This is a genomic window from Betaproteobacteria bacterium, assembly GCA_016791345.1.
Taxonomy (GTDB): domain Bacteria; phylum Pseudomonadota; class Gammaproteobacteria; order Burkholderiales; family JAEUMW01; genus JAEUMW01.
On the sequence record JAEUMW010000283.1, the window covers coordinates 1 to 23,777 of the forward strand.

The 23,777-nt window shown below is 63.0% G+C and carries 21 protein-coding genes and 3 tRNA genes; 6 read left to right on the plus strand and 18 right to left on the minus strand.

Translation table 11 applies throughout. The annotated features are described in order from the left end of the window. Window positions 1-34: 34 nt before the first annotated feature. The gene (locus JNK68_11245) at window positions 35-259 is read left to right on the plus strand and encodes a hypothetical protein (GenBank protein ID MBL8540932.1); all 225 of its coding nucleotides are present in this window, start codon (window positions 35-37) and stop codon (window positions 257-259) included. A gap of 141 nt (window positions 260-400) precedes the next feature. Here JNK68_11245 and JNK68_11250 read toward each other — a convergent pair whose 3' ends face one another. Next, complete coding sequence (locus JNK68_11250; GenBank protein ID MBL8540933.1) at window positions 401-1,279, minus strand: cytochrome-c peroxidase; 879 nt, start codon at window positions 1,277-1,279, stop codon at window positions 401-403. A 385-nt stretch (window positions 1,280-1,664) separates the two neighbouring features. Between JNK68_11250 and JNK68_11255 the strand changes: the two genes are divergently transcribed. Continuing rightward, window positions 1,665-2,015: a hypothetical protein gene (locus JNK68_11255; GenBank protein MBL8540934.1), complete on the plus strand. Its 351-nt coding sequence runs from the start codon at window positions 1,665-1,667 to the stop codon at window positions 2,013-2,015. A gap of 18 nt (window positions 2,016-2,033) precedes the next feature. Here JNK68_11255 and JNK68_11260 read toward each other — a convergent pair whose 3' ends face one another. The 4 genes from JNK68_11260 to JNK68_11275 all read right to left on the minus strand — a co-directional run bounded on the left by JNK68_11260 (window position 2,034) and on the right by JNK68_11275 (window position 4,536). After that, window positions 2,034-2,483, minus strand: a complete 450-nt coding sequence (locus JNK68_11260) for an acyl-CoA thioesterase (protein ID MBL8540935.1) — start codon at window positions 2,481-2,483, stop codon at window positions 2,034-2,036. An 88-nt stretch (window positions 2,484-2,571) separates the two neighbouring features. Beyond that, window positions 2,572-3,291 (minus strand): DNA polymerase III subunit epsilon, encoded by a 720-nt coding sequence (dnaQ, locus tag JNK68_11265; protein ID MBL8540936.1) that lies wholly within the window; start codon window positions 3,289-3,291, stop codon window positions 2,572-2,574. 52 nt (window positions 3,292-3,343) lie between these two features. Continuing rightward, complete coding sequence (rnhA, locus tag JNK68_11270) at window positions 3,344-3,790, minus strand: ribonuclease HI (GenBank protein ID MBL8540937.1); 447 nt, start codon at window positions 3,788-3,790, stop codon at window positions 3,344-3,346. After that, window positions 3,787-4,536: a methyltransferase domain-containing protein gene (locus tag JNK68_11275; GenBank protein ID MBL8540938.1), complete on the minus strand. Its 750-nt coding sequence runs from the start codon at window positions 4,534-4,536 to the stop codon at window positions 3,787-3,789. Before JNK68_11275 ends, rnhA begins: the two co-directional genes overlap by 4 nt. A 41-nt stretch (window positions 4,537-4,577) precedes the next feature. Between JNK68_11275 and gloB the strand changes: the two genes are divergently transcribed. Both gloB and JNK68_11285 read left to right on the plus strand, forming a co-directional pair. Continuing rightward, complete coding sequence (gene gloB / locus JNK68_11280) at window positions 4,578-5,339, plus strand: hydroxyacylglutathione hydrolase (GenBank protein MBL8540939.1); 762 nt, start codon at window positions 4,578-4,580, stop codon at window positions 5,337-5,339. Between the two features lie 284 nt (window positions 5,340-5,623). Then, a complete protein-coding gene (locus JNK68_11285; protein MBL8540940.1) occupies window positions 5,624-6,931 on the plus strand; it encodes a transglycosylase SLT domain-containing protein in 1,308 nt (435 codons plus the stop codon). Between the two features lie 12 nt (window positions 6,932-6,943). Here JNK68_11285 and JNK68_11290 read toward each other — a convergent pair whose 3' ends face one another. From JNK68_11290 to JNK68_11305, 4 genes are read right to left on the minus strand one after another with little or no spacing between them, the layout of a single operon-like run. Further along, window positions 6,944-8,980, minus strand: a complete 2,037-nt coding sequence (locus JNK68_11290) for an ABC transporter ATP-binding protein (GenBank protein ID MBL8540941.1) — start codon at window positions 8,978-8,980, stop codon at window positions 6,944-6,946. Further along, window positions 8,977-10,461, minus strand: a complete 1,485-nt coding sequence (locus JNK68_11295; protein MBL8540942.1) for an ABC transporter permease — start codon at window positions 10,459-10,461, stop codon at window positions 8,977-8,979. Before JNK68_11295 ends, JNK68_11290 begins: the two co-directional genes overlap by 4 nt. Further along, window positions 10,458-11,435 (minus strand): ABC transporter permease, encoded by a 978-nt coding sequence (locus JNK68_11300; GenBank protein MBL8540943.1) that lies wholly within the window; start codon window positions 11,433-11,435, stop codon window positions 10,458-10,460. Before JNK68_11300 ends, JNK68_11295 begins: the two co-directional genes overlap by 4 nt. Then, on the minus strand, window positions 11,428-13,593 hold the full coding sequence (locus tag JNK68_11305) for an ABC transporter substrate-binding protein (protein ID MBL8540944.1): 2,166 nt from the start codon (window positions 13,591-13,593) through the stop codon (window positions 11,428-11,430). The genes JNK68_11300 and JNK68_11305 overlap by 8 nt, the downstream gene beginning before the upstream one ends. A 93-nt stretch (window positions 13,594-13,686) precedes the next feature. Here JNK68_11305 and fabI point away from each other — a divergent pair, with 93 nt between their 5' ends. After that, window positions 13,687-14,478 (plus strand): enoyl-ACP reductase FabI, encoded by a 792-nt coding sequence (fabI, locus tag JNK68_11310; protein ID MBL8540945.1) that lies wholly within the window; start codon window positions 13,687-13,689, stop codon window positions 14,476-14,478. Window positions 14,479-14,498: 20 nt separating this feature from the next. On the opposite strand, the gene JNK68_11315 is transcribed toward fabI, so the two are convergent. From JNK68_11315 to JNK68_11355, 9 genes are all read right to left on the minus strand, one after another. Then, a complete protein-coding gene (locus JNK68_11315; protein ID MBL8540946.1) occupies window positions 14,499-16,394 on the minus strand; it encodes a SurA N-terminal domain-containing protein in 1,896 nt (631 codons plus the stop codon). A 91-nt stretch (window positions 16,395-16,485) separates the two neighbouring features. Beyond that, a tRNA-Asp gene (locus tag JNK68_11320) sits at window positions 16,486-16,562 on the minus strand. 17 nt (window positions 16,563-16,579) lie between these two features. Continuing rightward, window positions 16,580-16,655 (minus strand) — tRNA-Val (locus JNK68_11325). A 47-nt stretch (window positions 16,656-16,702) separates the two neighbouring features. Further along, entirely contained in the window at window positions 16,703-16,975 is a 273-nt protein-coding gene (locus tag JNK68_11330; protein MBL8540947.1) for an HU family DNA-binding protein, read from the minus strand. Between the two features lie 166 nt (window positions 16,976-17,141). Beyond that, window positions 17,142-19,553 carry an endopeptidase La gene (lon, locus tag JNK68_11335; protein MBL8540948.1) on the minus strand — a complete coding sequence of 804 codons (2,412 nt, stop codon included), beginning with the start codon at window positions 19,551-19,553 and terminating at the stop codon, window positions 17,142-17,144. A gap of 132 nt (window positions 19,554-19,685) precedes the next feature. Further along, on the minus strand, window positions 19,686-20,951 hold the full coding sequence (gene clpX, locus JNK68_11340) for an ATP-dependent Clp protease ATP-binding subunit ClpX (GenBank protein MBL8540949.1): 1,266 nt from the start codon (window positions 20,949-20,951) through the stop codon (window positions 19,686-19,688). A 30-nt stretch (window positions 20,952-20,981) separates the two neighbouring features. After that, window positions 20,982-21,608: an ATP-dependent Clp endopeptidase proteolytic subunit ClpP gene (gene clpP, locus JNK68_11345; GenBank protein ID MBL8540950.1), complete on the minus strand. Its 627-nt coding sequence runs from the start codon at window positions 21,606-21,608 to the stop codon at window positions 20,982-20,984. Further along, window positions 21,601-22,914, minus strand: a complete 1,314-nt coding sequence (locus tag JNK68_11350; GenBank protein MBL8540951.1) for a trigger factor — start codon at window positions 22,912-22,914, stop codon at window positions 21,601-21,603. Before JNK68_11350 ends, clpP begins: the two co-directional genes overlap by 8 nt. A 41-nt stretch (window positions 22,915-22,955) precedes the next feature. Then, a tRNA-Leu gene (locus JNK68_11355) sits at window positions 22,956-23,040 on the minus strand. 196 nt (window positions 23,041-23,236) lie between these two features. Here JNK68_11355 and JNK68_11360 point away from each other — a divergent pair. After that, a partial coding sequence (locus JNK68_11360) for a squalene/phytoene synthase family protein (protein MBL8540952.1) occupies window positions 23,237-23,777 on the plus strand: 541 nt, incomplete at its 3' end.

Here is a 23,777-nt window from a genome sequence, read left to right on the forward strand (position 1 = left end):
TCACGCGGCAGCCACGGCGCGCGAAGGACTTGCGGTGAGCTGCTCGGCACACGCGGCAACCCTGCTTCCCCTGGAGAAGATCAGGCGTCGCGTCGAAGGACCGATAGACGACGGCTGGTTCGTTCCGACGCGGCTCCTCGATGCCCGCTGGCTGCAGACCGCGGAAGGACGATCGATGTGCACTGGTTTCGTTCTCGGCGCGGACCGCCGTCAGGCTCTGGCGCGCAGCGAGGCGCTGAAGACGCTGCTGGGAGCTTGAGCGCGCGAAGAACGCCGGAAGGCGCCATTCCGCGCGAGCAGGATGCAGCACCGCATTTTTCCGAACAACCGGGAACGCCGCGCGACCGCTGCGTTTGCAACGGCCGCGTGGGTGAAACCGCTCAAACCCGCATCTTGCGCACTATTTCCCGAACGGCGCCGGCCGCGGAGTCTTGTCGGTCGACGGCGGAAGCACCGGCAACTGGAAGCTCGGTTGATCGCCGGTGAGCGTCTTCAGGAACGCAACGATCTCAGCATTCTCCTGTGGCGTGAATTTCTTCCCGAGTTGCAGCCGCCCCATCGTGTCGACCGCTTCCGGGAGGGTGTTCGCGGCACCGTCGTGGAAGTAGGGATAGGTCATCTCGACGTTGCGCAGCGTCGGCACTTTGAAGTTGAAGCGGTCACCATCCTTGCCGGTGACGGCACTGCGACCTTCCGCCGTGCTCTTGGCCTTGTAGGGCTCGACGATCCCCATCTTCTGGAAGGAGCTGCCGCCCACCGCCGGACCGTTGTGACAGGCGATGCAGCCGCTTTCCTTGAAGAGCTTGTAGCCCGCCAGTTCTTCCGGCGTGAGTGCGTCCTTCCTGCCGAGCAGCCACTGGTCGAAGCGCGAGTTCGGCGTGACCAGCGTCTTCTCGAATTCGGCGATCGCTGCCGTCACCTCGTCGATGGTGACCTTGTCGGTGCCGAAGACCTGCTTGAATTCCCGCTGATAGCCGGGAATGGATTCCAGCACGTTGATCGCCAGGGTATGACTGAACGCCATCTCACCCGGGTTCGCGATCGGGCCGCCGGCTTGTGCCTTGAGGTCTGCCGCGCGGCCATCCCAGAACTGTGCGACGTTCAGGCTGGAGTTGAGCACGGTCGGCGCATTGATCGGACCCTGCTGCCACTTGTCCCCGATGGAGGTCGGGATGTTATCGGTGCCTCCCATCGAGAGGTTGTGACAGGAGTTGCAGGAGATGAACCCTGATTTCGACAGGCGTGGATCGAAATAGAGCTTCTTGCCGAGTTCTGCCATCCCGAGGTTGATCTGCTTCGGTGGCGTGATCGGCTGGATCGGTTCGTCAGCTGCGGCAGCGAAGTTGCACCACGCGGCGGCCAGCAGTGCGATGAGGACAAGGATTCTCACTCTTACACCCCCTGCTTATAGGTTGATTATGTTCTTGAAACATACCACTCCGCTATGCGGCGGGCTTGACGCAGATCAACGACTCGATTGGCCGTCAGGGGATAGGCGGAACGGCCGTATTTCCGCTCCGAGCTGCGACGTTTCGGGGCACGGAAGCGGCATCGAAGCAGCGTACCGTCCTGTCTCCTTCCGTGATATCGGTGTCGCACTTCCGATCAACCGAAACCTCCGGACACGCGTTAGGGCATAGCAGCAACCAAGAAGGAGATGTCACATGTTCGCGAGCAAGCGGGTCGCAGCGATGGTCATTGCACCTTGCCTCATGGCCGCCACGGCGACACCGGCGCATGCCAACGGTTACGGTTACGGATGGGGAGCATTCGCCGCCGGCACGGTGGCGGGACTGGCTGTAGGAGCTGCGATGGCACCGCGACCGGTCTACGCCTACCCGGCTCCGGTGGTCGTTCCCGGACCGGTGGTGGCCTATCCGCCGCCCCCCGTGGTTCGCTATGGGCCGCCGATGGCGGTATACGGCCCGCCAGTGGTTGTCGTGCCGCCACCCCCGCGCGTCATCTATGCGCCTCCCCCTGCTGTGGTCGTCTATCCCGGCTACAGAGCCTGGTAAGGCTGCGGGACTCGTCTCTCACTGACCATCCGCGGGTGGCGGACCCACGGTGCGCTTGTTGCCCTCGGCATCGATTGCCACGTACGTCAGCAGCGCGTCGGCGACCTTCACCACGCGCCTGAGATCCGCCCAGGGCTGGCTGTAGACGCCGACGCCGACGGTGACCGAGGTGGTCCCGGTGCGCGTCACATGGGCGTAGAAGCTCACCAGGTCGCCGACGGCCACCGACTGCTTGATGACGAACGAATTGACGGCGACGGTCGCCACGCGCCCGTGGGCGCGACGCATCGCCGCGATGCCTCCGGCCATGTCCACGTGGGACATGATCCAGCCGCCGAAGATATCCCCGTTCGGATTCGCATCCGCCGGCATGGCGACGACGCGAAGCTCCGCATGTCGCCGCGCGGGCAATCCGATGGAATCGAGCTCTTCCGGACTCGTCGGCGCGTCGTAATCGTGTGGGGGCATGTCGATGTTCCCTGGTCAGTAGTTCGCGCCGCCTCTCATGCGGGTGTTGCGCGATTACCTGCGCTCGGCACGCAGGCGCGCTCACCCGTTACGCGGCCTGTGACCGCGCGGCTTCGAGGATAGTCCAAAGGCAGCCTTTCGGGCTTGCCGCCTGAATTTCCGCCAGCACGCGCTCGTGCTCGGCAAGTTCGTCGGCGGTTGGAATCACGACGAGAATGGCGGGACGGGCGTCTCCCCCGTTAAGTCCTGCATCCCATGCAGGCGCTTCCTCCAGCTCCATCGCGAGACTCTCCTGCCCACGAGTCATCGCGAGGTACACCTCGGCGAGCAGGCGCGCGTCGAGCAGCGCACCGTGCAGCGTTCGCGCGGAGTTGTCCACCTGGTAACGCTCGCACAGCGCGTCCAGACCGTTGCGCTTGCCCGGATGCAGGTTCTTGGCAAGCTGCAGGGTGTCCGTGACGGTCGCGCAGCAGGTTTGGATCGACTCGCGTCCCACGCTCGCGAGCTCGGCGTTCAAGAAGGCGAGGTCGAAGGGCGCGTTGTGGATGACGAGCTCCGCGCCCTGCAGAAACTCGAGCAGCTCGTCTACGACGTCGCGAAACTTTGGCTTGTCCTGCAGGAATTCTGCGGTGATGCCATGCACCTGCAAGGCGCCAGCGTCACTCTCGCGCTCCGGATTCAGGTAGTGGTGAAACCGGTTGTCCGTGACCTGGCGGCCGACCACTTCCACCGCCGCAACCTCGATGATGCGGTGGCCGAGAGCGGGATCCAGGCCGGTGGTTTCAGTGTCGAGGATGACTTGTCGCATGGATGGCAGACTCTAGACGGTCGCAGATGCCGATCCCCGGGGCATGGCAGAATTAGCGGGTGCCTGCCGGCACGCCCTTGTTGGCGAGCGCGTCCGCCCGTTCGTTGCCGTCGTGACCCGCATGCCCCTTCACCCAGATCCACTGCACGTCGTGCCGGGCCGCGAGTTCATCCAGCCGGCGCCACAGGTCCGTGTTCTTGACCGGCTTGCCGTCGGCAGTGCGCCAGCCGCGCCGCTTCCAGTTTGCGATCCACGCGCTGATGCCCTGCTGGACGTAGCGTGAATCCGTGTGCAGTCGCACCCGGCAAGGCCGATTCAGCGCGGACAGGGCTTCGATGACGGCGACGAGTTCCATGCGGTTGTTCGTCGTGACGGGCTCTCCTCCGCACAGCTCCCGCTCCTTGCCCTCGAACCGCAGCAGCGCACCCCATCCCCCCGGTCCGGGATTCCCCTTGCACGCGCCGTCGGTGTAGACGTCGACGAAGTCTCCGGCGGTCACTCTTGTTCTTTGGCGACAAGGCGCAACCGCCCTCTCGCCACCTGCTGCGTCGCCGAGGCCAACGCCTCGTTGGGAAGAAGTCGTTCGTTCCACTTCGGCGTGATGACGCGCATGCCCGGCACGCGCTTGACCGCGTCGAGGAAGTAAACCCCGCCGGCGATCGGCCACCAGCGGTCGCCCGCGGCCTCCAAGAAACGAAAGCGATTGAGCCACTGCTCACGGCCGAAAGGCGGTGCGTAACAGCTCATGCAGCCGCCCACGACCTCGAAGCCCAGCAGGGCGAGCCAGTCCTTGAGCCGCGGCAGGGTGATGAAGCGTCCGCACCAGGGATATTGGTCACTGCGTTTGAGCGCGCGCCGCAAGCCCCACAGGCTCCGGGGGTTGAATCCGGTGACGATCAGATGTCCCTCCGGCACGAGCACGCGCTGCACCTCACGCAGTATCTGGTGCGGGTGCACCGCGAACTCCAGCACATGCGGAAGCAGGCAGACGTCCACGCTGTTCGCAGCAATCGGCAGGTACGCGGGATCGCACTGCAGCTGCACGGGACCCGAAGCGCCCGCGCGGCAGCGCAGCGGAATCCGGCTTGCGCGCAGGAAGTCGTGCTCGGGCAGCCCGATCTGCACTGCGTTGTAGCCGAAAAGGTCGGCGACCACCCCGTCGAGATATGCGAACTCCCGCTCCAGCAGATACTCGCCGAGCGGCGACGCCAACCAGTCCAGCAACGAAAGCGGGGGATTCTGCATGGGTTCAGATACGGCTATGATCCAACGTCATGAATGGAACCATCGAGGTGGTGCCGATCCCGGCATTCCGCGACAACTACATCTGGTGCCTGCGCAATGCCACCCATGCGGTGGTGGTCGACCCGGGAGACGCGGAACCGGTGTTCGCCTACCTCGCCCGCCAGCACCTCACCCTCTCGGCAATTCTCGCCACTCATCACCATAACGACCACATCGGCGGCATAGGCGCCCTGGTCGAGCGCCACCAGGTGCCGGTCCATGCGCCGTACGATGAGCGCATCGACAACGTCACCGACCGCGTGCGCGAAGGCGGGACCGTGCGCCTTCGCGATCTCGATCTCATGCTGCAGGTCATTGAAATCCCTGGGCATACGCTCACACACGTCGCCTATTATGGGGCAAACATGCTCTTCTGTGGCGACACGCTCTTCGCCTGCGGCTGCGGCAGACTGTTCGAGGGAACACCGCAGCAGATGGTCGAGTCTTTGGCGAAGCTCGCACGCCTGCCGGACGAAACCCGGGTCTACTGCGGGCACGAGTACACGCAATCCAACCTGCGCTTTGGAAGGACCGTGGACCCATCCAACCCGATCCTGGAAGACTGGGCGCACGAGGCCGATGATCTGCGACGCCGGGATCGACCGACCCTGCCGACCCCGCTTGCCCGCGAGAAGCACGCCAATCCATTCCTCCGCTGCGACGATCCCACGATCGTCGCGGCCGCGAGCCGCGCGGCGGGCAAACCCCTCGACGGCGCGGTGCCGGTGTTTGCCGCGCTGCGGGAGTGGAAGAACCGCTTCTGACCGTTCCTTCGGTTCAGTGCACCGTTTGGCGGCTCCTCGGGCGATGCGTGAGGCTGCACGACTTTTGCCTTGACCCTGCCGTCCGGCCTTGGTTAACATGCCTGCAATAAGCGGAGGGGGAAACATCGATGCGACAACCCTTTACGGCGGTTTTTGCAAGTGCGCTCGTAATCCTTAGCCAACCTGCCGCTTTTGCGGAAGATACCTCCGCCTCCGCAGCGTCGACCGCGTCATTCGCCGCCGTCCGCGTCGCCGAAAACACCGGCGGCGTAGCTGCGACCGATATGGTCACCGAGCAAGTGCCTGTCACCGTGACGGTGGTCGCCGAGGGGCACGATCTGACCGTTCCGTCATCCTCGCTCTGGGAACGCGTCCGCTTTGGTTTCGCCATGCCGGACTGCACCAGCCCGCTTGTGGCCGAGCATCTGGCCGACTATCTCAATCGCCCCGAGTCCATCACCCGCATGCTGGATCGCAGCCGGCGCTACCTCTATCACGTGGTGGACGCGGTCGAAAAACGCGGAATGCCCACTGAACTCGCGTTGCTGCCGATGATCGAGAGCGCGTACAACCCGACCGCGTTGTCGTCGGCGCGAGCCTCTGGCATCTGGCAGTTCATCCCGTCCACCGGGCGCGTCTACGGGCTCGATCAGAACGCCTGGTACGACGAGCGGCGGGATGTCGTGCAGGCCACCCAGGCTGCCCTGGATTATCTGGAAAAGCTGTACGAAATGTTCGGCAGCTGGGATCTCGCCCTTGCCGCGTACAACGCCGGCGAGGGGACGGTATCCCGCGCGATAGCCCGCAACGAGGCCGCGGGACTGCCTACCGACTACGTCAATCTGCCGCTGCCCACGGAAACCCGGAACTACGTGCCAAAGCTGCAGGCGGTCAAGCAGCTGGTCGCCACGCCGAAGCGCTATGGCATCGCGATCCTCGATATCCCGAATCAACCGTACTTCTCGACGGTTTCGACGCGGCGCCAGATGGACGCGGAGACGGCAGCCCGCTTGGCGGGAATTCCTCTCTCGGAGTTTCTTTCCTTGAATCCGGCGTACAACCGTCCGGTTCTCATGCCAGAGGACTCGCGACCGGTAGTCGTTCCGACCGAGAAGGTCGACCAGTTCGCCACGAATCTCTTGCGGAATGACGGGCCGCTCGTCACGTGGCAGACCTATCGCGTGAGCCGGAAAGACCGCATCGACCGTGTCGCCGTCCGCTTCGGGATGTCCGCCGTGCGACTGGCGGAAGTCAACAACCTCTCGGTGGGATCTCGACTCTTCCCAGGCCAGGCATTGCTGGTGCAGGCGCCGGGGCAGGCAGGCAACCGCGTCGGCGAACTCGATGCAGCAACGCTTGCCGGACTGGGAGTCGTGGATAACGATCCGAAGCCAGTCGGTTCACCCCAGTTCACCGGCAGGTCCAGGATCGGGGCAGCCACTTCGACGAAGGTCAGCCAGAAGGCGCTCGCGCCTCAACCCAAGCTTACGGCGAGTCCCAACAAGGCTGCGCCGGTGAAGCAGGCAGCACGCTCGCGCGATGTGAAGCCCGCCGCGTCGAAAAAGACCTTGGTCGCCCGGGCCGGACGTTAGCCGGTCCGGCTCTCACATCGGATAGAGATGGCAGCGCACCCGATGGGTGCGCGAGAGTGATGTCTCGGCTGGATACCGCTGCCTGCAGATCTCCTTCGCCTGCGGACAGCGCGGATGAAAATGGCATCCCTCCGGCGGTCGTGCGGGTGATGGCAATTCGCCGCGCAGCCGAATCGCTTCCCGCCTGGTCCCCGCCTCCACCGACGGCACTGAAGAGAGCAGCGCCTGCGTGTAGGGGTGCCGAGGGCTGCCAAGCACCTCTTCCACCGTTCCGTGTTCGACGATGCGCCCGAGGTACATCACCGCTACCTCGTGCGCCAGGAACTCGACGACGGAAACATTGTGAGTGATGAATAGATAGGCAAGCCCGAGCCGACTCTGCAGATCGCGCAGCAGGTTGAGGATCTGCGCCTGCACCGAGACGTCGAGGGCGCTGGTCGGCTCATCGCAGATCACCACGCGCGGTTCGACCGCGAGGGCGCGTGCGATGGCGATGCGCTGGCGTTGCCCGCCGGAGAATTCGTGCGGGTAGCGGTCACGCATGTCGGGAGCAAGACCCACCTGGCGCAGCAGTTCATCCATTCGTGCGCGGCGGTCCTGCGCATTACGGCCCGCTCCCAACGAGACCATCCCCTCTTCGACGATTTCCCCCACGCGCATGCGCGGGTTGAGCGAGGCGTACGGGTCCTGAAAGATGATCTGCAGTTCGCGCCGGTGTGCTCGCATTGCCGACGGGTCGAGTTCGAGCAGATCAACGCCGCCGAAATCGACGCGCCCCGCTGTCGTCGTGACGAGCCGGAGAATGCCGCGTGCGACCGTGGTCTTGCCGCAGCCCGACTCCCCGACCAGCGCCAGCGTGCGTCCCGCCGCGATCCCCAGAGACACGCCATCGACGGCCTTCACGTGTCCCTTCACCCGCCTCAAGAGACCTTCGCGGACCGGGAAGTGAATCTTGAGGTCCGCGACGCTGAGCAGCACGCTTGAAGCCGCTGGCGTGGTGTCGCCCTCGACCTGAACGCTACCGGTGAACGTAGAACTCTGGTGACCGGGTTGCGCCGTCGGCTCTCCCCTCTGCACCGGCGCGTCATACAAATGGCAGCGCACACCACGGCCTTCAGCCAGCTCGTGCCAGTCCGGTGCAACTTCGTGACATCGATGCCAAGCCCGCTCGCACCGTTCGGCGAATCTGCAGCCCGTGAAACGGCGCGTGAGCGAGGGCACGCCGCCGCGAATGACGGCAAGACCTGCACCGCGCTTACCACGCGCGGGAAGCGCCGCAAAGAGCTTTTGCGAGTACGGGTGCAGCGGTTCGCGAAAGAATTCCTCGCGGCGCGCGCTTTCCACGACGTGACCCGCATACATGACGCCGACCCGGTGCGCTGATTCGGCAACCACGCCGAGGTCGTGGGTGATGAGCAGGATCGCCATGTCGTTCGCGCGCTGCAGTTCGCGCAGCAGTTCCAGCACCTGCGCCTGGATCGTCACGTCGAGCGCCGTCGTAGGCTCGTCTGCCAGCAGCAGACCCGGTCCGCTGGCGAGCGCCGTCGCGATCATGACCCGCTGTTTCATGCCCCCGGAGAGCTGGAACGGATACTCGTGAACACGGCGGGAGCTGTCCGGGATGCCGACCGCATCGAGCAGTTCGATCGCACGGCCACACCTCGTCGCGCGGTCGAGATTGTCGTGACACGCAAGGGCCTCGACGATCTGATCGCCCACGGTCATGACCGGATTCAGGCTCGTGCCCGGCTCCTGGAAGATCATGCCGATGCGCACGCCACGGACATCCCGCATCGCGGACTCGGGCAGCGCGAGCAGATCCCTTCCCTGAAGATGCACACTCCCGCCGACGATCCGTCCGACGTCGGGCAGCAGTCGCGTGATCGAGAGCGCAGCCATCGACTTCCCGCACCCGGATTCCCCGAGCAGGGCAAACGTCTCACCGCGCCGGATATCAAACGAAAGTCCGTCGACCGCGCGCACTGTTCCCGCCGCCGTGTCGAGTACGGTCTGCAGGCCCCTGACCTGCAGCAGGACTTCCGCGCTCACCGCATCGCGCCTTCGACAGCGAGTGCTGGGCTCACCGTGCCCTCAGTGTCGTCGACAGTCGTGCGGGCGCGCACGCGCACCCGTGGGTCGAATGCATCGCGCACGGCGTCTGCAAACAGGTTCGCCGCCAGCACCAGGAGGAACATGAAAACAAACGCTGCGGCGAGCGACCACCAGACCATCGGCTCACGCGCCATTTCCAGGCGCGCGCCGTTGATCATCGTGCCGAAGCTGATCATCGACGGGTCGACGCCCACGCCGACGTAGGACAGCACCGCTTCGGCGAGTACCAGGCCGCTGAAATCCATCACGATGGCGATGAGCACGATGTGCATCACATTCGGCAGTATGTGGCGTGTGATGATCCGCAGGCGTCTTACGCCGAACGCCTGAGCCGCCTGGATGTAGTCCATCTCGCGCAGTTTCAGCGCCTCTCCTCGCAGCAGCCGACACAGCCCGGTCCAACTCGTCATGCCGAGGATGATGCAAAGGAAGAGAAGCCGGAAGTCGGCGCGGTGGCTCACTGTCTCGAACATGTCGGCATGTGTGTCCATGTAGACCTGGGTCGTCAGCACGGCAGCCGCGATCAGCAGTACGCCGGGAATCGAATTGAGCGTCGTGTAGAGATACTGGATGACATCGTCGGTGCGACCGCCGAAATAGCCCGCCATGATGCCGAGCAGGAGCGCGAGCGGAAGCGTCACCAACGTCGTCAGCGTACCGATCACGAGTGCGGTGCGAATACTCTTGAGCGAAAGGTAGAGCACGTCCTGCCCCACCTTGTCGGTGCCGAGGACGTGATACTCGGCGGCCAGCGAGAAGACGGGCCCTGCGACAAGCAGGAGCACACCCACGGTGATCAGAATCACGTTCCACGGAATCCCCGTCACCCCGCGCCACACGTCGCGGTGCATCGTGCTGAACGTCGTGCGGCGACGGCGCGCAAGGGTCAGCGTGACGAGAACGTCGGCGAGTAGCCACAATCCGCCACCATAGGCGACGCCGCGCGCGGTGCGCATGCCAATGTCGGGAATGCGCTCGGTGGCCGGATCGCGCAGATGCGCACCGCCGTGAAGCAGGCGCGGATACTCCCGGATCTGGCGCCCGTCCGGAAGTTCGATCGTCTCCTTGGCGAACAGGTGTGCCGCGAGCGGCGCGGAGTAGGTCTTCTCCTTGCGCTCCCGCAGCGGTGCGAGCAGCACGTCGAGAAGCGACAACACCTCGACGGCATAGGATCTCTCGCTGCCGTTACCGCCGCCCGAAACCAGCGGGCGGAAGTGCAGAGAATCGACCAATCCAATTCCCAGAAACAGCGCCAGAACCACCAGGGCCGCCATGCCGGCGCGCGACTGCGCAAGCCGCCGCCACGGCGCGATAAGGTGTTCCTTGCGACGAATGTAAAAGCCGAACGCAAGTGTCCCTGCGAGCAGCAGAAAAACGAGCGCGTCCGTCCAGAGGACGACGATCTTGAGATCGCTCATTCGAGTCGGATGCGCGGATCCACCAGCGTATAGGAAATGTCGGTGAGCAGAAGTCCGACGATGTAGAGAAAGGAGCCCAGGAACACCATCGCCCGCACCACTGCGAAGTCCTGACTACCAATGGCATCGATGGTGTAGCTGCCGAGCCCCGGAATGCCGAAGAAGGATTCCGTTACCAGACTCCCCATGAAGAGCAATGGAATGACCACCACTGCACCCGTGAGGATCGGGATCATGGCGTTCCGCAAGACGTGCGTGAAGAGCACACGCAGCTCGGACAAGCCCTTGGCGCGCGCCGTACGGACATAATCCTTGTTCATCTCCTCCAGGAAGATCGTGCGGTACCAGCGCGTGCGCTCGCCCAAGCTTGCCACGAGCGCGACGAGCACCGGCAGCACCAGAAACTTCACGGCGTCGATACCGTCTCCGAAACCGGAGATCGGCGCCAGCCGCCAGACCTTGCTCACGACATACTGCCCGCCGATGATGTAGAACATCCCGGAAATGGACATGAGTGCCACGCACAGCACGACGCCGGAGAAGTCGACGTAGGTCGCGCGGAAGAACGCGAGCAGCAACGAGAAGGACACGTATGCCAGCAGCCCGATGAGAAACACCGGCAGCGCGATGGCAAGGCTGGGTCCCATCCGCATGCGGATCTCGCGACCGATGTCGCGTCCATCGTCCGCGCGCCCGAAATCGAAGGCAAAAAGCCGCACGGACTTCTCGAAAAAGATGGTGTCGGTCAGGCGCCTGGTGCCCTCGGCCTGCGCGTTGTACAGAAGTGGCTTGTCGTAACCCCGCTCGGACTTCCACTTCGCGATGGCGTCCGGTGTCACTCGCTTCGCGCCGAGTTGGATGCGCGCCATGTCGTCGGGGGTGTTGACGACGAAGAAGAGCGCGAAGGTGACGAGATTCACCCCGATCAGAATCGGAATCGCATAGGCGATTCGCCGCACCAGATAGCTAAGCATGCGTCGCGGCGCGCCGCTCGCGGCGACGGTAGGCGATCCACGCAGGGCTTACGACGGCAACGAGCGCGACCAGCACAAGCGCGAGCGGCCACCACACCGGAGCGTTCCACTCCCGCCGCTTCTCCTGCCGCAGCGGCGGGTCGATGCGGACGTACTTGAGTCCGTTGCGCGCCATCTGGTTCGGCTTCTGGTTGAAGACCCAGGGCTGATACAGGTTGTATTCCTTCGGATGCAGCCCCCAGACCCAGGGCGCATCGCGTCGCGCGATCTCCAGCATCTCGTCGATGATGGCCTGTCGCTCCCCGCCATTCTCCATGTTGCGCATCCGTTCGAAGAGCCGGTCGTATTCCGGATTGGCGTAGTTTGCCGAGTTCTCCCCGTCGTGCCGCGCCCGGCTCTGCGGTCCGTAGAGGAGGAACAGGAAATTCTCCGGATCGGGATAGTCGCCGTTCCAGCCCCACTGGAAAATCTGCGCATTCCCCTTGCGGATCTTGTCCTGAAAGCGGTTGTAGTCGGTCGCCCGCACCACGAGCTGCAGATTGAGCTTGGCGAACTGCTTGCGAATCCAGTCGAGCCGCGCCTTGTCGTCCGGCCCGCGCGCCGTGACATCGAGATTGAGCACGAGCGGCTTGCCCGTTGCCGTCTCGACGCCGTCGGGATAACCGGCCTCGGCCAGCAACTGCCGCGCCTCCGCGATCGACTTGCGCTGCGGCTTGCCGTCGATCCACTCGTAGACATAGGGATTGACGCCACCCGAACCCTCGCGATGGCCGAAGATCGCGGGCGGTATCGGGCCCTGCGCCGGAATGCCGCGGCCGTTGGCGAAGATCGCGATGTATTCCTCGTAGTCCATGGCGATGGAGATCGCCCGGCGCAGCTTTCGCGCACGCTCACTGTCTGCGCCAACCACCGGATCGAGCATGTTGAAGCCCATGTAGATATCACTGGGAGCGACCGACGTGCTCAGCCGAATCCCCTTCTCCTGCATGGAATCGGTGAGCCCGATGTCGCCCTGACTCGATACGGCGACCGCCTGATCGAACGTGTCCGAGCTGATGCCGGATGCGTCGTAGTAACCCTGCAGAAACTTGTTCCAATAGGGAATGCTCTCCTTCTCCAGACTGAACACCGCCCTGTCGAGAAACGGCAGCGGCTTGCCCGCGTCCTTGAGCAGCCCGCGTTCTGCGTCCCCCGGCTCGCCCTCGCTGGGGAACGTCTCGCCACTGAAGTTCGGGTTGCGCTCCAGGACCATGCGACGGTTCGGGTTGTTGGTGGTGAGCATGAACGGGCCGGTGCCGACCGGATACCAGTCGAGCGTGAGATTGCGTTCCGCCATGCCCGGCTGCGCGAAGAAGCGATCCGCCTCTTCCGGCACCGGCGCGAAGAAGGGCATGGCGAGCCAGTATGCGAACTGCGGATACTTGCCCTTGAGCTTGATGCGATAGGTATACCGATCGACGACTTCGACCCCCGACAGCGGGAATCGTCCAAGATCGAGGTACGTGTTCTTGCGTCCGTCCCGCGTGAGTTGCTCGTCCGCCTGCCTGAGTTGCACCGCGAGTTCCTTGAGACCGACGATGTACTCGCTCATGAGCCCGAAGATGGGCGAATGCAATCGCGGATGCGCAAGACGCTTGATCTGATACACGTAGTCATCGGCGGTGAGCTCGCGCGTGCCTGTTTCTGGAAAGTCCTTGAGCTCGTATATCGGCGCCAGGTCCTGTGGCGAAATATCGTGGTAACGGTAGCGACCCGCAGCGTCCCTGGCAAAGGCTGCGTGCGGCTGATAGAGAATGCCCGGCCGGATGCGGATCTCGTACACGCTGTGAGCCACGGCAGCACCGTCGGCGTCATCCGGCAGCCGCTCCCCCTTGTCATCCAGATACACCGGGCGAGGCACCGCGACTGCCGTCTGCGGAATCAGCTCGTACGGTCGCTTGTAGTAGTGATACTGCAGCGGCGGCTGGTAGACCTGCGACGTGAAGGTCGCTTCGTTCTCGCTGTAGGACTGCACCGGATCGAGGTGCTTGGGTCGCTCCGTGAACGCCGAGTAGTAGATGTTCGCGCCCGCGTCCTGCGCGGGATAAGGATCGTTCCAGGGAGTGCCCGAACAGCCAACGAGACATCCGGTGAGGATCAGGGCACGGATCCAGGTCATTGAGGGGTAGTCGAGTAGCGGCACGAAACCCGCGCCGAATCGGGGCGTCATGCTTTACGCTATACTGAGTGTTTTCATTCCGACGCTGCCACCATGGGATTTCTCGCCGGCAGGAAAGTTCTCATTACCGGACTCGTCAGCAGCCGCTCGATCGCATACGGCGTGGCGCAGGCCGCGCGCCGGGAAGGTGCCGACTTGGCATTCACCTATCAGGGCGAGCGCGTGCGAGACCGGGTGGTGAAGCTGGCGGAGGAATTCGGCACGGATCTGGTGTTCCCGTGCGACGTGGCGGAAGATGCCCAGATCGACGCGGTGTTCACGGAGCTCGCGAAGCGCTGGGATGGACTCGACGGCTTGGTGCATTCGATCGCCTTCGCGCCGCGCGAGGCGCTCGCGGGCGAGTTCCTCGACGCGCTGAGTCGGGACGGATTCCGCATCGCGCACGACATCAGCAGCTACAGCTTCCCTGCGCTCGCCAAGGCAGCCAGGCCGATGATGCAGGGGCGCCCGGCGGCGCTCGTCACGCTCACCTACCTGGGTGCCGTGCGCGCGGTCCCTCATTACAACGTAATGGGACTGGCGAAGGCGAGCCTCGAGGCAGGGGTGCGCTACATGGCGCAGAATCTGGGGCCGCAAGGCATTCGCGTCAACGGCATCTCGGCCGGGCCGATCAAGACCCTCGCCGCCTCAGGCATCGCCGACTTCGGCAAGCTCCTGAGCTACCACGAGCGCATGGCGCCGCTCAAGCGCAACATCACGATCGAGGATGTCGGCAACACCGCGGCGTTTCTGTTGAGCGATCTTGCTGCCGGCATCACCGGCGAGATTCTCTACGTCGACAGCGGCTTCAGTCACATAGCCCTCGACGTCGAGGGGACTTCCTGAACGCCTGCTCTGGCGGCTTCTTATTGGCGCTGCTGCAGCAACTCCTGATTGACGCTCACCTTCGACGCTTGACGCAGGCTCGCCAGATACGCGCTCAGATCCTCCTGGCCCGCCGCCTGATCGAGCGCGGCCGTGATTTCGTGGCGTTGCGCCGGCTGGATTTCTCCCGGTTCGATCACCTTCGTCACCTTGAGCAGGGCGTAGCTGCCTTTCCCGAAGTCCGCGCCGGCAAACGCGGGCAGTTTTGACGCGTCGACCCGAAATACCTGACGGAGCGCCTCCGGAGGCAGCCCTTCGGCGCCGGTGCGCGAGATGGTCTTGGGCTCGCTCCAGGCGATGCTGACCTGCTCTCCCGCACGCAGCTTCCCGAGCTTCGCCTGCCCCTCCTGCGCCGCAAGCTTCTGCGCCTCCTTGAGCAGGAGATTCTTCTTGATCTCCGCGCTCACGTCCGCAAATGGCTTCATGGCTGCCGGCTGATGCTCGATCACCCGAGCCGCCACGAGCGTGCTGTTTCCAGCATCGATAGCTTCGGTGTTGCGGCGGTTCTGGACTGCATCATCGGAGAATATGGCGGCGAGCACACGCGGATTGTTCAGCGCCGGGTTGTCGGCAGCGCTGCGAGTGACCCATGGGCTTTCCTGGATCGTGAGCTTGAACTCGTCGGCCGCGGGCTTGAGGCTGTCCGGTTGTTCGTAAACGAGATTCGTGAAGCTTTCCGCAGCCTCCGCGAATCGCTTCTCCGCCTTCTGGCGCCGCAACTCCTGCTCGATGCGAGACTTGGCTTGCGCAAAGTCGGTGGTCTGGGCCGGCTTGATGGCGGTGACCTTGATGATGTGATAGCCGAATTCGCTCTCGACCGGGCCGACCAGCTCGCCCACCTTCGCGCCGAACGTGGCGTCCTCGAATGGCTTCACCATCATGCCTCGTCCGAAAAATCCCAGATCTCCGCCCTTGGTCGCAGAGCCCGGATCCTGGGATTCGGATTTCGCCAGTTCGGCAAAGGTATCGGGCTTGCGCTTGAGTTGGGCGAGAAGCGTCTCCACTTTCGCCTTTGCCGCGGCCCGCTTCTCCGGCGGCGCCGATTTGTCCGCATTGATGAGGATGTGGCTCGCCTGGCGCTCTTCGGGCTTCTGAAAGCGGGCAAGATTGTGGTCGTAGTACGCGCGCTTCTCCTCGTCGCTTACCGTCATCTGACTGACCAGCGCATCCGGCGACAATACCAGGTACTGCACCCTCGCCTTCTCCGGAATGCGAAACTCATCCTGATGCGCGTCGTAGTACTGTTGCGCAGCCTCCGGGGCAAGCGTGACCCGATCGAGGAATTGCTCCGGCGCGATCACGGACCATCTCACTTCGCGTTTCTGGTCGCGCAATCGCGCGAGCCGGTCCACGGTGACGGCGGGAACGATTGCCGTCCCGGCATAGGCGTCGCTCAGTCGCTGCGCCATGAGATCGCTGCGCAACTCGCTCTCGAACTGAACCGCAGTGCGCCGCCGTGCCTTCAGGAACTCCTCGTATTTGGCGAGCGAGAAGCGATCGCCCTCGCGAAAAGCGGGAATGTCGATCAGCAGCTTCTGAAGATCGGCATCGGGAATGACCACTCCCTCCCGTGCTGCCTGTTCGACCAGGAGCCGCTGCTGTATCAGGCGATCGAGCACCATGGCACGCAGTTCCGGTCCATCGAGCAAGGCCGGGTCGGCCTGACTCCCGAGGTACTGCCGGACCTGCTCCTGTTGCCGGCGCAGTGCTTCCGAGAACTCCACCTGTGAGATCCCGTGATCGCCGACCTTGGCGATCGCACCGCCGGTGCCGCCGCCACGGAAATAGGCATCGATGCCGAAGAATGCAAAAGTGACGACGATGGCACCGAGGATCAGCTGCACTACCCACTTCTTGTCGCGAACGAAGTCGAACATGAAAGACCTTGCCTAATGCGTTGCACTGAACCCCACCATCGAGCACCCAACGAAAAAAGGCGAACTCGCGTTCGCCTTCTTTGCTCGATTGTGGCGGAGTGGACGGGACTCGAACCCGCGACCCCCGGCGTGACAGGCCGGTATTCTAACCGACTGAACTACCACTCCCCGAACCCTGGTCAGGCTGGTGGGTGCTGACGGGTTCGAACCGCCGACATTCGCCTTGTAAGGGCGACGCTCTACCAACTGAGCTAAGCACCCGCTGTGTCGGAAAGCCGAGCCTATCTGCTCCAGCCAGCCAAAGTCTATTAGTTTAGCGCGTCTTTTAAAGCCTTTCCAGCCCGGAATTTGGGGACCTTTGCAGCCTTGATCCTGATCGAGGCGCCCGTACGAGGATTCCGCCCGTCGCGCGCGGCGCGCCTGCCGACGTAGAAGGTCCCGAATCCGACCAGGGTGACGATGCCGCCCTTCCTGAGCCCCTGTTTAACTGCTCCGATCGTGCAATCCAACGCTCGCGTTGCGGAGGCTTTGGAAATGTCCGCGCCCTTCGCAATCGCATCGATAAGTTCAGCCTTGTTCACTTGCCCCTCCTTGCCCTGGTCCGTCTCCGGCTCCCCGCTCCTGCACCCTGCAGACAACGTTGCCGCAGCAGCACTACGCGACCTTATAGCAAGCACAAAATGCTAATGTCAAGTGAACGAACCCCCCTCCTGACGGGCGCACTTCTCGGGCTTGGCGCCTGAGGTATCAATGCTTGACGACGGGCGCCGCCGGATTGGGTTCAACTGGCGGCACGTCGACGATCTCGTCCTTTACCGGCAGCGGTTCCGGTTTTAACTCCAGGGCCATTTCGAGCACCTGATCGATCCATTTCACCGGATGGATCTCGAGCCGATTCTTGATGTTGTCCGGAATCTCGACCAAGTCCTTGCTGTTCTCCTCCGGAATCAGAACGGTCTTGATACCGCCGCGGTGAGCTGCCAGCAGCTTCTCCTTGAGACCTCCGATCGGCAGTACCTCGCCGCGCAGCGTGATCTCTCCCGTCATCGCGACATCGGCCCGGACCGGGATGCCGGTGAGAGCGGACACCATTGCTGTACACATGCCGATTCCCGCACTCGGCCCATCCTTCGGCGTAGCCCCTTCGGGCAGATGGATGTGCAGGTCTCTGCGTTGGTAGAAGTCCTCGGCGATGCCGAGTTTGTCCGACCGCGCCCGCACCACCGACAGCGCGGCCTGCACCGACTCCTGCATCACTTCCCCGAGCTTGCCCGTCGTAATCGTCTTGCCCTTGCCAGGCAGGACAGCCGCTTCGATGGTGAGCAACTCGCCGCCGACCTCGGTCCACGCAAGCCCCGTGACCTGCCCAACCTGGCTGTGCTTCTCGGCGATACCATAGGTATAGCGGCGCACGCCGAGATACTTGTCCAGGTTGCGTGGCGTGATCGAGATCTTGTGTGTCGAACTCTTGAGAATCAGGGATTTCACGACCTTGCGGCATATTTTCGAGATCTCGCGTTCGAGACCCCGCACACCCGCTTCCCGTGTGTAATGCCGCATGATGTCCCGCAGCGCACTGTCCGACACCAGCAACTCTTCCTTCTTGAGGCCGTGGTTCTTCATCTGCTTCGGCAGCAGATAGCGCGTGGCGATGTGTACCTTTTCGTCCTCGGTGTATCCGGACAGCCGGATGACCTCCATGCGGTCGAGGAGCGGTGCCGGGATATTCAGGGTGTTCGCCGTTGCCACGAACATCACATCCGACAGGTCATATTCAACCTCGATGTAATGATCCATGAAGGTGTGGTTTTGCTCGGGATCGAGCACCTCGAGCAGCGCGGAAGACGGGTCACCGCGAAAATCCATCCCCATCTTGTCGACTTCGTCGAGCAGAAAGAGCGGGTTGCGCACCCCGACCTTCGTCATGCTCTGCAAGATCTTTCCGGGCATCGAGCCAATGTACGTGCGTCGATGTCCGCGGATCTCCGCCTCGTCGCGTACGCCCCCCAGCGACATGCGCACGAACTTGCGATTGGTGGCACGCGCGATCGATTGGCCGAGCGACGTTTTGCCCACTCCCGGTGGCCCCACCAGGCAGAGTATCGGCGCCTTCAGCTTGTCCACGCGCTGCTGCACAGCGAGATATTCGACGATTCGCTCCTTGATTTTCTCGAGTCCGTAATGATCACGCTCGAGCACTTCTTCGGCGGCAGCCAAATCCCGATTGATCTTGCTCTTCTTTTTCCACGGCAGCGAAACCAGCGCCTCGATGTAGTTGCGCACGACGGTTGCCTCAGCCGACATGGGCGACATCAGGCGCAACTTGCGCAACTCGGCTTCTCCCTTGGCGCGCGCCTCCTTCGTCATGTGCGCGGACTTGATGCGCTTGTCCATCTCGTCGAGGTCAGCGCCTTCTTCGAGCTCTCCGAGTTCCTTCTGAATCGCCTTGACCTGCTCGTTGAGGTAATACTCGCGCTGGCTCTTCTCCATCTGCCGCTTGACGCGACCACGGATGCGCTTCTCCACCTGCAGGATGTCAAGCTCGGTTTCGATCAGCGTCAGCAGGTGCTCGAGGCGACGCTTGACCTCGAACATCTCCAACACCTGCTGCTTCTGTTCGAGCTTGAGCGGCAGGTGCGCGACGATTGTGTCCGCGAGACGCCCGGCCTCGTCGATGCCTGCGAGCGAAGTCAGAACCTCCGGCGGTATCTTCTTGTTCAGTTTCACATACTGATCGAACTGAGAGATCATCGCCCGGCGCATCGCCTCGATCTCGTGATTGCTTGCGCTATCGGGTTCGACCGGAACGACATCCGCGACGAAATGAGACTTGAGATCGCTGACACCGCTCATCACTGCACGCTGGGATCCCTCCACCAGCACTTTCACCGTTCCGTCCGGCAGCTTGAGCATCTGTAGGATGCCGGCGATGCTGCCCACGCCATACAGATCCTCGGCCGACGGCTCGTCCTTCGCTGCTGACTTCTGGGCGACGAGCAAAATGCTCTTGCCCGCCTCCATGGCGCTCTCTAGCGCCTTGATCGACTTCGAGCGCCCGACGAACAGCGGAATGACCATGTGCGGAAAGACGACCACGTCCCGCAACGGCAGCAGCGGTAGCGTAATGCGTTCTTGACCGACGTCGTCCGGATCAGACATGAGGGCACCTAATGGGATTGGGAATTCGATCTAGTCCGGGGCACCAACCCCGTTGCGGCAACGCCGCGCGACTAACCTACGATACCTTGCTTCGCAGTCCGAAGCAAAGGGCGGAAGGAGATACGGCGGCTGTCAAGCCGACCCGGCGACCTTCGGCTGATCGGCGAAGATCAGGATGGGATTGATTTCGCCGCCCGCGGAAACGTCGTCGATCACCACCTTGATCACGTCGTCGAGAGACGGCAGGTCGAACATGGTATCGAGCAACGTCTGCTCGAGGATGGAGCGCAAGCCGCGCGCACCGGTCTTGCGCGCCAGCGCTTTGCGCGCAATGGCGCGCAGTGCAGGCTCCCGCACTTCCAAGTCGACACCCTCCATGGCAAACAGCCTTTGATACTGTTTGACGAGAGCATTCTTGGGCTCTACCAGAATCTGGATCAAGGCGCTTTCGTCCAGTTCGGTGAGGGTGGCAACGACTGGCAGACGTCCGACGAATTCCGGTATCAGGCCATACTTGATGAGATCCTCGGGCTCGACATCCCGCAACACCTCTCCAATGTCCTTGCGGTTGTCACGGCTCTTCACCTCGGCACCAAAACCGATGCCGCCCTTCTCCGAGCGAGCGCGGATCACCTTGTCGAGGCCGTCGAACGCGCCACCGCAGATGAACAAGATGTTGGTCGTGTCGACCTGCACGAACTCCTGATTCGGGTGCTTGCGGCCGCCCTGGGGCGGAACCGACGCGATCGTTCCTTCCACCAGCTTGAGCAGCGCCTGCTGAACACCCTCACCGGACACGTCGCGCGTGATTGACGGATTCTCGGACTTGCGCGAAATCTTGTCGATCTCGTCGATGTAAACGATACCGCGCTGCGCCTTCTCGACGTCGTAGTCGCACTTCTGCAAGAGCTTCTGGATGATGTTCTCGACGTCCTCTCCGACATAGCCGGCTTCGGTGAGTGTGGTGGCGTCGGCCATGACAAACGGGACGTTCAGCAAGCGAGCGAGCGTCTGCGCCAGAAGCGTTTTGCCGGAACCGGTCGGCCCGACCAGCAAAATGTTGGACTTGGCGAGTTCGATATCTTCGTTCTTGCTGAGGGTCTTCAGGCGCTTGTAATGATTGTAGACCGCCACCGACAGGATCTTCTTCGCCTGCTCCTGTCCGATCACGTACTGATCCAGGATTTCACGGATTTCCCGGGGTACGGGCAAGTCGGACTTGACACCCTTGCTCGCCTGATCACCCTGGGTTTCCTCCCGGATGATGTCGTTGCAGAGCTCGATGCACTCGTCGCAAATGAACACCGACGGACCCGCGATCAGCTTCCGAACCTCGTGCTGGCTCTTGCCGCAGAAGCTGCAGTAGAGAAGTTTTTCTCCGCCGATCTTGTCCGACATGGTTACTCTTCCAATTGTGAAGCGACTTCCTCAGGCGGCAGCCGCGACGCGGCTCGCCAGCACCTTGTCGACGATGCCATAACGCACCGCCTCGTCAGCGCTCAGGAAATTGTCGCGGTCGGTATCCTTTTCGATGGTCTTGATGTCCTGACCGGTGTGGCTCGAAAGGATCTCGTTCAACCGTTGCCTCAGAAAAAGAATCTCGCGTGCGTGAATTTCGATGTCAGACGCCTGCCCCTGGAAGCCACCCATCGGCTGATGAATCATGACTCTCGAGTTGGGCAGACAGAACCGCTTCCCTTTCGCCCCCGCAGCGAGCAGCAGGGCCCCCATGCTCGCGGCCTGCCCGACGCACAGCGTGCTCACGTCGGACTTGATGAACTGCATCGTATCGTAGATGGCGAGCCCGGCCGAGACTGAGCCGCCGGGCGAGTTGATGTAGAAGGAGATGTCCTTGTCGGGATTCTCGGATTCCAGAAACAGCAGCTGCGCCACGATGAGATTGGCTGAGACCTCGTTCACGGGGCCGACGAGAAACACGACGCGCTCGCGCAGCAGGCGTGAGTAGATATCGTAGGCGCGTTCGCCACGACCGCTCTGCTCGATCACCATCGGAATCAAGCCGAGGCCCTGCGGCTCGATGTAACGACTATGCATGTCCGGCATTCCCCATCAGCTCGTCGAATCCGATCACTTCGTCCTCGACCTGCGCAGTAGAGGTAACCCACTGCACGACATTCTCTTCGAGCGCCATGGATTCAAACTCGTTCAAACGCTCCGGGACTTGATAGTACCACTTCACGACCTCCCGGGGATGCTCGAAGCTCTGGGCGTGCTCCTCGACCGCGGCACGCACCTGATCCGGACGAGGCTGCAGGTCGTGCGCCCGGACCAATTCCGCAAGAATCAGACCGAGCGTCACGCGACGCCTGGCCTGCGGCTCGAAGCCTTCCCTGGGGAATGGCAATTGCCGAACGTCTACCCCGCGCGCGGCGAGATCCTGAGCCGCCGCCTGCGACAGGCGCTCGGATTCCATGTCGACCAGGGCCTTCGGCACTTCGATCTGGTTTGCATCGAACAGCGCCTGCATCACCTGATCCTTGAGCCGCCTGCGAATGCGGGTCTTGACCTCGCGCTCCACGTTCGAGCGGATTTCCGCCCGAAGCTTTTCCAGATCTCCGTCCTCGATCCCCATCTGCTTGGCGAAATCCGCGTCGACCTCGGGCAGGCGAGGTGCGGCAACGCGCTTCACCGTCACTTCGAAGTGCGCGTTCTTGCCCGCCACTTCCTTGCCGTGATAGTCATCGGGAAACTTGAGGTCGAACGCAGCGGTGCCACCCGCTGCGACGCCCGTGACATGCGACTCGAACTCCGGCAGCAGTCGCCCCTGTCCGAGAACCACGCCGTGGTCCGCCGCCGCGCCGCCGGGGAACTCGATCCCGTCGATCGTCCCGCGATAGTCGATCGTCACGAGATCCCCGCTTGCAGCCGGCCGCTCGACCGGGTCGAACGTCACCCGCTGGCGACGCAGGATCTCCAGCGTCCTGTCGACGTCGGATTCGACGATCTCGTGCACGGGACGCTTGAAGCTGAGCCCGGAGACGTCGGCGACATCGACGTCCGGGTAGATCTCGAAGGTGGCGCTGTATTCGAAGGCGCCGGCGCTGTCGCCGTCGACGCGCGGCTCGATGCTGGGCAGCCCCGCCACTCGCAGGTTCTGCTCGCGCACCGCCTCGCCGAAGCTCTTCTTGACGACGTCGCCGAGCACTTCCTGGCGCACCTGCGGGCCAAACTGCTGTTCGACGATCTTGAGCGGTACCTTGCCCGGGCGAAAGCCGGAAAGCTTTGCGGTACGTGCGATCTTCTTGAGACGCACCGCCACCTCCGTGTCGATCTCCGACAGGGGCAAGGAGACGTTCAGCCGGCGCTCGAGCCCATTCAGGCTCTCCAGAGTTGCTTGCATCAGGGATGGATCCTCACATGATCAGACGGGTCACGGTCGCGTGGTGCGAAAGGGGGGACTCGAACCCCCACACCTTGCGGCGCCAGATCCTAAGTCTGGTGCGTCTACCAATTCCGCCACTTTCGCGGGGTCGCGAACTCATCGGTAAGTAATTGTAAGATAATGTGGAGCTAGCTGCCATCGAGCTGCGGTTCTGGCCGCGGCGCGTATCATCGCCGCTTCTCGCCCGATTCGGAAGCCCGCGTCACTTCGCACCCTTGAAACCAAGGGCCGTCGGCACGCTGTCCAGGGCATCGGTTCAGGCGTACCGAAGGTGCTCCCGTTGAATCCGTTCGACTACTGCACTGACAAGGTCGCGAAGCGCGGCACCGCCCTCTTCTACGCGACCTTCCAGCTCCCCGAGGCGAAGCGACAGGCAGTTGCCGCCATTCACGCGTTCCGGCAGGAAGTGCAGGAAGCCGTAGTCGACATTTCCGACCCCACGCTCGGGACGGTTAAATTGCAATGGTGGCGCAACCAGATCGCCGCTGTCTTCGACGGCACTCCTCAGCACCCCGTTGCCTCCGCGTTGCAGGCGCTCGTGCGTACGTACACCCTGCCGGCCCCGCATTTTCTGGCATTGATCGACGGGATCGAAGGCGATCTTGCCATGCCGCGCTATCCCGATCTCGACACACTTGTACGCTATTGCGATCTCACTGGGGCGGTGCCGAACGCGCTTACCGCCGAGATTCTCGGGTATCGGGACACGCGCACCATCGACTGTGTCCGCGATCTCGGGACGGCATGCGCTCTTGCTTGTGTGGTCCGTGATGTTGGCCGCGCTGCCCGGCGCGATCGCATTTACCTGCCCGCGGACGAAA

Coding starts and splice junctions, on each gene's coding strand:
- JNK68_11250 (MBL8540933.1), bottom strand. CDS start 1,279: ATGGCAGAACTCGGCAAGAAGCTCTATTTCGATCCACGCCTGTCGAAA.
- JNK68_11255 (MBL8540934.1), top strand. CDS start 1,665: ATGTTCGCGAGCAAGCGGGTCGCAGCGATGGTCATTGCACCTTGCCTC.
- JNK68_11260 (MBL8540935.1), bottom strand. CDS start 2,483: ATGCCCCCACACGATTACGACGCGCCGACGAGTCCGGAAGAGCTCGAT.
- dnaQ (MBL8540936.1), bottom strand. CDS start 3,291: ATGCGACAAGTCATCCTCGACACTGAAACCACCGGCCTGGATCCCGCT.
- JNK68_11275 (MBL8540938.1), bottom strand. CDS start 4,536: ATGCAGAATCCCCCGCTTTCGTTGCTGGACTGGTTGGCGTCGCCGCTC.
- JNK68_11285 (MBL8540940.1), top strand. CDS start 5,624: ATGGTCACCGAGCAAGTGCCTGTCACCGTGACGGTGGTCGCCGAGGGG.
- JNK68_11295 (MBL8540942.1), bottom strand. CDS start 10,461: ATGAGCGATCTCAAGATCGTCGTCCTCTGGACGGACGCGCTCGTTTTT.
- JNK68_11300 (MBL8540943.1), bottom strand. CDS start 11,435: ATGCTTAGCTATCTGGTGCGGCGAATCGCCTATGCGATTCCGATTCTG.
- JNK68_11305 (MBL8540944.1), bottom strand. CDS start 13,593: ATGACCTGGATCCGTGCCCTGATCCTCACCGGATGTCTCGTTGGCTGT.
- fabI (MBL8540945.1), top strand. CDS start 13,687: ATGGGATTTCTCGCCGGCAGGAAAGTTCTCATTACCGGACTCGTCAGC.
- JNK68_11315 (MBL8540946.1), bottom strand. CDS start 16,394: ATGTTCGACTTCGTTCGCGACAAGAAGTGGGTAGTGCAGCTGATCCTC.
- lon (MBL8540948.1), bottom strand. CDS start 19,553: ATGTCTGATCCGGACGACGTCGGTCAAGAACGCATTACGCTACCGCTG.
- clpX (MBL8540949.1), bottom strand. CDS start 20,951: ATGTCGGACAAGATCGGCGGAGAAAAACTTCTCTACTGCAGCTTCTGC.
- clpP (MBL8540950.1), bottom strand. CDS start 21,608: ATGCATAGTCGTTACATCGAGCCGCAGGGCCTCGGCTTGATTCCGATG.
- JNK68_11350 (MBL8540951.1), bottom strand. CDS start 22,914: ATGCAAGCAACTCTGGAGAGCCTGAATGGGCTCGAGCGCCGGCTGAAC.